This is a genomic window from Micromonospora sp. H61, from assembly GCF_018070325.1.
Lineage (GTDB): Bacteria > Actinomycetota > Actinomycetes > Mycobacteriales > Micromonosporaceae > Micromonospora > Micromonospora salmantinae.
The window spans coordinates 20,885-30,849 of sequence record NZ_JAGPXY010000076.1 but is presented as its reverse complement, the minus strand read 5'-3'; the positions used below and the strand labels follow the sequence as shown (position 1 = coordinate 30,849).

At 73.7% G+C, this 9,965-nt stretch carries 5 protein-coding genes and 1 pseudogene; 5 read left to right on the top strand and 1 reads right to left on the bottom strand.

The window, feature by feature from the left end; genetic code table 11:
- A pseudogene (locus KBX08_RS27535) lies at positions 1-339 on the top strand (MFS transporter); the annotation flags it as partial.
- Between the two features lie 337 nt (positions 340-676).
- On the opposite strand, the gene KBX08_RS27530 reads toward KBX08_RS27535, so the two are convergent.
- Complete coding sequence (locus KBX08_RS27530) at positions 677-2,209, bottom strand: M1 family metallopeptidase (RefSeq protein WP_210786234.1); 1,533 nt, start codon at positions 2,207-2,209, stop codon at positions 677-679.
- A gap of 146 nt (positions 2,210-2,355) precedes the next feature.
- On the opposite strand from KBX08_RS27530, the gene KBX08_RS27525 reads away from it, so the two are divergent.
- The 4 genes from KBX08_RS27525 to KBX08_RS27510 all read left to right on the top strand — a co-directional run bounded on the left by KBX08_RS27525 (position 2,356) and on the right by KBX08_RS27510 (position 9,584).
- Positions 2,356-5,049: a hypothetical protein gene (locus KBX08_RS27525; protein WP_238690659.1), complete on the top strand. Its 2,694-nt coding sequence runs from the start codon at positions 2,356-2,358 to the stop codon at positions 5,047-5,049.
- Positions 5,050-5,146: 97 nt separating this feature from the next.
- On the top strand, positions 5,147-7,693 hold the full coding sequence (locus KBX08_RS27520; protein WP_210786233.1) for an FtsK/SpoIIIE domain-containing protein: 2,547 nt from the start codon (positions 5,147-5,149) through the stop codon (positions 7,691-7,693).
- Between the two features lie 2 nt (positions 7,694-7,695).
- A complete protein-coding gene (locus KBX08_RS34085; protein ID WP_247670162.1) occupies positions 7,696-8,634 on the top strand; it encodes a hypothetical protein in 939 nt (312 codons plus the stop codon).
- 305 nt (positions 8,635-8,939) lie between these two features.
- Complete coding sequence (locus KBX08_RS27510) at positions 8,940-9,584, top strand: hypothetical protein (RefSeq protein ID WP_210786232.1); 645 nt, start codon at positions 8,940-8,942, stop codon at positions 9,582-9,584.
- The last annotated feature ends 381 nt before the right edge of the window (positions 9,585-9,965 follow it).

The following is a 9,965-nucleotide window of genomic DNA, read 5'->3' as shown; positions in this document are numbered from 1 at the left end:
ACCGGCTCGGTCTCCGCCGCGGTCGGCGCCCCGCTGCTCGGCTGGCTCGCCGAACACGCCGGGCCCCGGCAGACGCTGGTCCTCGCCGGAGCCGCCGCGGCGATCGCCACGACGGCGGCGGGCGTCGCCCTGGACCGGCAGCGCGGCCGCGCGGAGACCCTCGCGCTTGTCGTTCCGCGACCCCGCCATCCGGTACGACGAGCGGCGTTCCGGGCCGCCCGCATCGTCCGGCCCACCGGCGCGGTCTGCGTCATCGTGCCCGCCGAAGCCGGTGCGGTGCGGTCGGGCGGGGTCCGGCTCCGGGAGTTGGTCACCGCCGGGCCGGTGACGAACCGCTGAGACAGCGGTCACCCTCGGCGGCCCGCTTCCGGGACAGGGCAACCCTGGTTCTGGACGCTCGTCGACCTGTCCTTCGCGGTCGGGGCGTTCCCGCCGCTCTGGTTCGCGTACCGGCACATCCGCGCCGTCGAGGCGAGCACGGCCGAGGCGACAAACGCCCGGCTGGCCCTGACCCCGTAAAACTCCACCCGCACGCCGTCACGCCTTCGTCGGACGGGGCTGCTGCACCCCTGCCCCGTCGATCATGGAGTTGTGGTGGGCGGAATGCTCACCAGTGCCGGATACGCGAGGCACCACAACTCCATGATCGACCTGGGCGGGGGCCGGGTTGGTGCGGTCAGTGCGACATCAGGTGGTGCGACTCGCGGATCTTGGCCCAGGACTTGGGCTCGATCGGCGGTGCCGCCTTGCGGGCGGCGCTGGCCACCTCGGGCCGGCCGGCGGTGAACAGCCAGGTGGTGAACAGGTCGTCCAGGTCCAGTCCGGAGATCCGCTCGGCCAGGGCCTGGAACTGCTCGATGGTGCCGTTGCCGTACCGGCGCTCGGCGGTCCAGGTCGGCAGGATCTCGAAGAACGCGTCGTCGCCGACGGCCAGCCGCAGCTGGTGCAGGGTCATCGCACCCCGGTCGTAGACGGCGTTGTCGAAGACCCGAGCGGCACCCGGGTCGCCGGGCAGCACCTGCCAGAACCCGTCGTCGGCCGGGTAGCTGGCGTAGGTGAAGTCGAAGACCTCCTGTGCGGTGCCCTCGCCCTGCTCCTCCGACCAGAGCCACTCGGCGTACGAGGCGAAGCCCTCGTTGAGCCAGATGTTGCGCCAGTCGGCCACCGAGACCGAGTCGCCGAACCACTGGTGGGCCAGTTCGTGCGTCACCACGTAGGTGTTGGCGCCGCGTCGCCAGAAGCCCGGCCCGTACACCGGTCGGGTCTGGGTCTCCAGCGCGAAGCTGATGCCGTCGATCGGCCCGGCCACGCCGCCCTGCGCCTCGAAGGGGTACGGGCCGAAGATCCCGCTCTCCCAGTCGACGATCTCGGCGGTCCGCTCGATGCTGGCCCGCGCGGCCGGCCCGAGTGCGCCCAGCGAGGTGCTGTACGCGTTGATCACCGGCTGGCCGCTCGGGGTGGTGTCGGTGACGATGTCGTACTGGCCGATGGCCATGAAGGCCAGGTAGGTGGCGGTGGGGGAGGTGGTCCGCCAGATCCACCGGGTGCGGTTGCCGGCCTCGGCCAGCGGCGGCCTCGGCTGCACGCCGTTGCTGATCACCTCGACGCCGGTGGGCACCGACACCGAGATGTCGTAGGTGGCCTTGTCCAGCGGGTGGTCGTTGCTCGGGAACCACCACCACGCCGACTCGGGCTCGTTGACGGCGAGGGCGCCGTCGTCGGTACGCGTCCAGCCGGTGTAGCCGTTGACCAGGGCCTCCGACGGGACACCGGAGTAGCGCACGACGATGGTGAGCTGCTGGCCCCGGGTCACCGTGCGGGCCGGGGTGACCACCAACTCGTGCACCCCGGCGGTGCTGGTGCTCGCCGCCCAACCGTTGACCCGGACCGACTCGACGTCGAGCAGGAAGTCCAGATTGAACGTCGAAAGGTCCGCAGTGGCGGTGGCGAGGATGGTGGTGGTGCCGGTGAGCAGGTCACTGGCCGGTTCGTAGCGCAGCCGGACGTCGTAGTGCTCGACGTCGTAGCCCCCGTTGCCGTAGTCGGGGAAGTAGCTGTCGCCCACTCCGGGCGCGCCGGGTTGCGGCGCCGCGGAGACGACCGGACGGCCCCAGCCCGTCGGGGCGGCCTGGCCGGGGGTGCCGGCGAGCATGGTGCCGGCGGTGGTGAGGGTCAGGGCGGTGGTGGCCGCCGTGAGGACTCGTCGCACGGGGTGGACTCCCTCCATCGGGTGTTCGCCAGGTCAACCTAATCGACAACTGTGAACGTCGCCGGCCCGCCACACCCATCGTCGGTCGTCGCCCCCCTGGCGTGCCTTGCGCCGCAAGGTCACACTGTGTTGATCGGAGGTGACACGTGCGACGCTCGGAGTTGCCCAGACGGGAATTGATCGGCCAACGGCAGTCGACAGCGGGCCGGGAACGGCTGCCGGCCGGCGGGTTGGAGTTGTTCGCGCTGCTCGCCCGGCTGCTGCGGCGACCCCGTCGCGGCGACCGCCGGCTGCCGCTGCTGTGGCTGGTCCGCTCCGACACAGCGGATCTGATGATGCCGCTGCGCCGCTTCCTCGGCCAGGGCCCCCGGCGGCGGGTCCCGCACGCCGTGCTGGACGCCGACGCGCCGCCCGGCGCCGGGGACGTGCCGGCGCTGCTGCGCGAGCTGCACCGTCAGCTCTCCCTGGAGGCATTCGGCGCCGCCCGACTGCGCTTCCGGCACTATCCGCTGGCCGACTGGCTGATGCAGCAGAGCCTCAGCCTGGGCATCGACGCCGACGACAGCCGCGCGGCCCTGGTCCGCCGGCTGCGCGACCGCAGGGGCCCGCGTACGCCGGAGGCGCTGCCGTCCGGCGGCGACGCGGTCAGCATCGTCTCGCAGGTGCTGCTCTGGCTGGTCCGTCGCGCCGTGCCGGGGGTGGTCTTCCGGGCTGCCGTCTCCGGTCGGGTGCCGGTGCTCGGGCGGCACTACAACTGGTTCATGCGCCAGCAGTACCTGGCGCCCCGGCAGTCGGTCACCTTCCTCGGCTTCGCCGAGCGCCTCACCGCGGGCTGGCGCGACGGGGAGCAACCCGACCAGGTCAACAAGCTTCTGCTGCACGCGTTCCTGGAGGACCTGCGGCAGGCGTACCGGCGTCGGCCGTGGCGCCCGTCGGACTGGCGGCGCACCGCATACCCGGCTCTGCTGATCGATTCCGTCGCCCCCGGCAACGTCGGCGGGGAACTGGTCCGCCTGATCGGCGACGTCCGCACCGAGACCGGCCGCAACGACCCGCTGCTGATCGTCGCGTCCGGTGGGCAACCCCCACCGGACCTGCCCGAACCGCACCCGTTGACCGAGGCCGACGAGGCGTACGACGAGTGGGCCGGGGCGCTGCCGGAGATGCGACGGCTGCGCCGCCCGGCCACCTGGCTGGTGGCGCTGCGTCCCGACGAGACCGACACCGGCCCACCGTCACGTGGCGGGCTGCGGCCCTTCTCCGCGCCCGACCCGCCGTGGTGGTCGCGGCGCTTCCTGCCGGCGGCGCTCTGCCTGGTGCTGGTGGCGGTGCTCGGCCTGTGGGCGGCCAGCCGGTGGGGGCCGGGCTGTCACCCCTCGCTCACCGGCCAGGTATCGGTCGAGGTGGTCGGCAGCGGCGAGTGTGTCGGCTACAGCGACAGCGCCGCCCAGGTGTTCAACAACGACCCCGGCCAGGACCGGCTGCGCACAGTTCAGGAGCGCATCTTCGCGCAGAACCGCGCCGCCGAGGAGGTCTGGCAGCGTAGCGACCGACGACGGCCCTTCCTCACCCTGGTCTACCTCGGCACCCTCACCGGCAACCGGACCCGCGCGGACGAGGAGTCGTACGTCTCCGAGCGCGAGGAGCTCGAAGGGATGGCCACCGCCCAGTACGCGTTGCTGAAGGAGTCGGCCGGCGCCGACGGCGCCGCGTTGCTGCGGATCGTGGTGGCCAACGGCGGCCGGCAGATGATCTACGCCGACCGGGCGGTGGCGATGCTTGCCGAGCTGGCCCGGGACGACCCCACGGTGCTCGGGGTGGTCGGGCTGGTGGAGAGCCGCACCAGCACCGCCCGGGCGCTGCGCGAGCTGAACCAGGTCGGGCTGCCGGTGCTGGCGCCCACCCTCTCCGCCGACAAGATGGACGCCAACTCCCGGCTCTACCTCCAGATCTCCGCGCCGAACAAGGACCAGGTGAAGCTGGTCGACGCGTACGCCAAACAGGTGTTGAAGGTCAACGAGGCGCACGTCTTCTACACCACACTGGAGGGCAGTTCGCTCACCGAGGACCTCTACGTGGGCACCCTCGTCGACGGGCTCCGGCAACAGTTCGGCCCCCGGATCACCCGCCTCGACGAGTGGCGCACCGGCCAGCGGCTGACCGACGAGTGCGGCTACGCCGGGCTGCTCTTCTACGCGGGCCGATGGTCGGAGTTCGACGGTTTCCTGCGGGCGTTGCGCGAGTGCGGCGGCAACCCGCCCCGACACCTCGTCGCCGACGACTCGGCCAACCGGTACATGGCCAACCCGGGGCTGCGCGCCGCCGCGCCCGGCAACCTGCCCGTCACGTACGTCTCCAAGGCGGCCCTGGCCACCTGCGCGGCGCTGCGGGCCGCCGAGGACCGGCGCGACGACGCCCGGGCCAGCTTCCTGTCCTGGATCCAGGCCGACGACCTGCTCGACCCGCCGCGCTGCCGGCCCGGCTCCGAGGAGCAGGTCGGGGAGCGGGTCAGCCTCGCCTACGACGCGTCGATGATGCTGGTCCGGGCGGTGGAGAGCCTCGCCGCCCGGCTGCACCACGCCGACCCCCGGCAACGCTGGGAGCCGGATTCGGTCAACCCGGTGGGCGTGCACGCGGAGGTGCTCCGGCAGAACGCCGGGCAGGGCTACCCGGGGGTGGCCGGGCTGATCCGGTTCACGCCCGACTCGGGGGAGCCGGTCGACAAGCGGCTGGCCCTGATGCGGGTGGAGCAGGTGCCCGACGTGGCGAGGGCGCCGGTGGAGGTGTTCCGCTGCGGGGCGGCCGACTCGTCCGGCCCGGCGGCGTGCGGCCCCGCCTGACCGGTCCGGCGTGACACGTCCTCGCAGGACTGTCCGGGTGCCGCCGGTGTCCGTTAGGGTTCCTGGGACCAGGCGACCGTGGCGTTGGGGGCAGAGGGTGGGCAGGCTCGCGTCGGCGTACGGGCAGGCGGTCAACTCCCACCGGGCGGCTCGCGCGCATCTGGAGACCGCCCGCAGCGCACTGGGGGCGGCACCGACCACCGTCGCGCCGGTCGGCGCGGACGACCTGGTGACCCACCTCGCCCGCCTCGGCGGTGCCCTGGCCACCCCCGCCCCGGGCGTCACCCCGCTGACCGACGAGCCGGCCGCGGTGCGGATCGGCGAGGCGTCCACAGCGGACGGCGGTTTTCCGGTGCTGGTCCCGCTCGGCGGCGGTCACCACCTGGCCCTGGACACCGACGCCCGGGACCCGCAGGTCGCCGGGCTGCTGCGGGCGCTGGTGCTGCGGCTGGTCGCCACCGCGCCGCCCGGTCAGGTCCGTGTCGCCGGCCTCGACACCGCAGCGCTCGGCGCGACCTTCGGCCCGCTGCGTCCGCTGCTCGACGCCGGAGTGCTCGACCCGCCGGCCACCGGTGAGGCCGAGGTGGCCGCGCTGCTGGACGCCGCCGAGCAGCACGCCCGTGCCGCCCAGCACGGTCAGCCCGTCGCCCGTCGCCTGTTGGTGGTGGTCGCCACCGCCGCGCCGCCGCCGCGCGAGCTGGCCCGGCTCGCCGCGCTCACTCACGCCGGCCCGGCCGCCGCCGTGTGCGTGCTGCTCGCCGGCCACCCGTCCCGGCTGCCCGGCGAGACCGTGCCGCCGCTGGGCGGCACCACAGCGGTGCGGCTCAACCAGGGGTACGCGCACGTCGGCGACCCGCCCGGCAACCCGTTCAGCGCCGACGGCAGCGGGCTCGCCGTACCCGTCCTGCTCGACGGCGACCCGCCGCCGGCCTCGGTACGCGTGCTCGCCGAGCACCTCGGCACCGCCACCCGCCGCGCCGACGCGTTGCCCTTCACCGACCTGCTGCCCGAACGGCGCTGGGCCGAGTCCGCCGGCAACGGGTTGCGTACGGTGATCGGCCGGGCCGGCGGCGGTGCCGCCTTCGACACCGCGCTGACGCTCGCGTTCGACGACGCCACCCCGCACTGGCTGGTCGGCGGGCGCACCGGCGCCGGCAAGACGGTGTTCCTGCTCGACGTCCTCTACGGGCTGGCCGCCCGCTACTCGCCGGCCGAGTTGCAGCTCTACCTGCTCGACTTCAAGGAGGGCGTGAGCTTCACCGAGTTCGTGCCCACCGGCCGGGATCCGTCCTGGCTGCCGCACGCCCGCGCCGTCGGCATCGAATCCGACCGCGAGTACGGTCTCGCCGTGCTGCGCGAGCTGCGCCGGGAGGCGCAGCGCCGGGCCACCGCACTCAAACGGCACGGCGTCACCAAGCTCGCCGACCTGCCCCCTGACAATCCGCTGCCGCGCATCGTGACGGTCATCGACGAGTTCCACGTGCTGCTCGCCGGCAACGACGCGCTGGCCCGCGAGTCGGTCGACCTGCTGGAGGAGTTGGCCCGCAAGGGTCGCTCGTACGGCATCCACCTGGTGCTCGCCAGCCAGAGCATGACCGGCATCGAAGCCCTCTACGGGCGGGCCGAGGCGATCTTCGGGCAGTTCGCGTTGCGGGTGGCGCTGCCCGGCGGCAGTGGGGTGCTCGACCAGCTCAACGACGCCGCCGCGGCCCTGCCGATCGGCTCCGCCGTTGTCAACACCGCCGCCGGCGCGGTCGGCGCCGACACCGTGCTGCGCTTCCCCGACGCGCACGCCGCCGCGGCGGACCTCGCCGCGTTGCGCCACGACCTGTGGCAGGCCCGCCCGCCGGGCTCGCGGGCACCGGCGGTCTTCAAGGGGTACGAAGCCGCGCGGATCGAGGACGACAGCACGTTCACCGGGTTGCGCCCCGGTGGTCGACGGCCGATGGCCCTGGTCGGCCGAACCGTCGACGTGCACGGCACCACCGCGCTGTTCCTGATGGACACCACCCCCGGCCGGCACCTCGCCGTGGTGGGCACCGCACCGACCGGCGCGGACGTGCTGCGGGCCGCTACGCTCAGCCTGGCCCGCCAGCACACCCCCGGCGACGCCCGCTTCCAACTGGCCTGCCTTGTCGACGTCGCCGACCCGGTCGCCGACGACACCGAAACGCTGCTGCGGGCCGCCGGCCACCCGGTGCAGCGGCTCGACGCGGCAGGGCTGCGCGACCGGATCGCCGCGCTGGCCGCCGAGCCCACCGGCCGCGAATACCTTGTGGTGTTCGGCATGGACGCCGCCGCGCCCGTCCTCGGGGCCACCGACCCCGGCACCTTCCGCTCTGGCCTGGACGACCTGCGTACCGTCCTGCGCCAGGGCCCCGGGCACGGGGTGCACCTGCTCGGCTGGTGGCGAGGGCTGCGCCGACTCGCCGACGACCTCGGCGGCACCCAGAACCGCGACGACGTCGCCTGCCTGATCGCGCTCAATGTGCCCGGCGCCGAACTGGCCCTGCACCTCGGAGCGCACGACCTGGCCTACACGCCCCGCCCCGACCGGGCGCTGCTGATCGACCGGCACGACCAGCGCACCCGGCTGATCGTCCCGTTCGTCGGCGAGGGGCACGAGCCCGACGGGGAGCGGTGACAGTGTCCTTCGAGGAGTACGCGGCGCTGGCCCGGCAACTCTCCGCCCAGCACCGCGCGGGGGAACAGCACGCCGCCGCCGATTCCGCGCGCCGCCGCGACCTGCACGCCGCCGTCGACTACCTCCAGCAGCGGCTGAACGCCCAGGGCCAGCGCCTCGACCAGCTCGGCCGAGCCATCGGCGTCGACCAACCACCCGCTGCCCCTGCCCCTAGTGCGGGCCATGGGGCGGGCCCAGGCCCAGGTGCGGGACAGGGAACCCGGACGCCAGGCGAGACCGCCGCCTGGCCCGGCCCGCCGTCCGGCGTCGGGGCGCCCACCGCTCCCAGCTCCGGCCCGCCCTTCGCTGCCGGCGCTCCCACAGTGCCGGGAACCGGGGACGGGGACTCCGCCGGCGCAGCCGGCGCGCCGGGGCGGGCGGGGGTCGGGGCGTACCCCCAGCTGCCGGCGGGGGAGGCGCGGCTGGCGCTGCCGACGGCGGTGAGCCCGGTGGGCGGCGGGGTGCCCGCGCAGCGCGTGGCCACGGCCGACCCGGCGGTGGAGCTGGAGATGGCCCGGCGGATGGCCGACGAGGCCGACCGGCACGGGCAGCAGGCGGAGTTGCTGGCCCAGCGGCCGGCGCTGTTGCCGACGTGGTCGCCGCTGGCCCGGGCGGTCGCCGTCTACGCCGGGTGCGGCGCGGCGGCCGGGGTGCTCGTGCTGATGCTGGTGCTCGCCTCCGGGGTCGGTCTGGTGGACGGGTTCACCCTCGGCGCGTGGATCTGCGCGGGGTTGCCGGCGGTGGCGTTCTTCGGCGGCTACCTGGTGCTGGGCCGCTGGGGGCGGCCGGCCATGGTCGCCGGCACCCCGCCGCGGTACCTGCCGCTCGGGTTCCTGATCTGTTTCCTGGTGGTGCCGATGGCCTACTGCGCGTACCTGCTGATGGTCCGCGGCCTGCGCTGATGACCGACCTGGCATCCGGTCTGCGCTGCGCCGCGCAGCCGGTCGTCAGATCCACTCGGAAACCGGGGTGTCCGGACCGGTGGGATACCCCGACATCCTGAGACCCGTGTCGATCTTGCCGAAGACCGCTTGTCCCTGCGGTCCACTGTGTTCGCCCCGGTGCCGTAGTCTCGCGCCCCGTGCGCAGTCGGTGCGCAAACCGCTTGCCGAGGGTCTGGACCGTCACGCCCCGACGTCTCTGGGAGCGGCAGGTCGAAAGGTTGGTCAGGGAATTGCAGGGATACACGTCCACCCAGGTTGAGCCGATGCCGGCAGAGGGCGGGCTTGCCGCTTCGCCCGTCAACGCCGATGCTGCCGCCGGCACGGCGACGCCTCGCTCCGAGCCAGGGTCGTCGGTCATCGCCGCCTCCCAGCAGGCCGGCCCGGGCGCGGTGGTCGCGGGTTTCGGGCTGATTGCCGTCGGCGCGGCCGGCGGTTGGCTGCTCTGGCGCAGCGGCGCGTCCGCGGCGAAGATCCAGCCCGAGGACACCACAGGTGTCTTCCTCACCCTGTTGGTCTTCGCCGCAGCGGTCGAGCGGATCCTGGAACCGTTCTCACGGTGGCTGCCAGGACGCGCCGCCGAGACCGCGTTGTCCCGGACGGTGACCGACGTGACCAGCCGGGTCGGCGGCCCCACCGAGGCCGATCGCGAGGCGGTCGCCGTGGCCACCGCCAAGGTCGCGCGGGCGAAGGCGAACCGCACCATCGTCGCGTGGGGCCTCGCCAGCGGGTTGGCCACAGTGGCGTCCAGCGCCGGCGGGTTCTACGTTCTGCACGCGGTGGCCGGAGCCGACTGGAACGGCGTGGCAGTCTGGGTCGACGCCGTCGTGACCGGTGTGATGGTCGGCAGCGGCACCAAGCCGTTGCACGATCTCATCACCCGGGCCCAGAACGGCCCGCCGTCGCCGTAACGCGCTGCCTGGCCCGCCGGTCTGGCCGGCCCGTCCTGACCCGCCGGCGGTCATGATCCACTCGGTTTCATTGAAGTCGGGGTCTTCGTTGCCGAACGCTGAACGTCCGACCGCCCCGGGCGCCTCTTGGTCCCGCGTTGCTCCAATCTTGGACACTTTCCGTTCGCGCGTAACGGAAAGTGTCCAAGATCTAGGTCGCCTTCCGGCCCGGTTGAGGTCTCGTGGACAAACTCCGTCCGAGTCGCTCGCTTGGGGCATCCACTTCCCACGGATTGACGCGGGAGCGAGCGGCCGGTCGCGCTGGGTGCGCGGATCTCGTACGCTCCCATGTGGTCTCCGCCGGTGCGGTGGTGGAGGCGATGGTCGATCACGGGGAGGTTT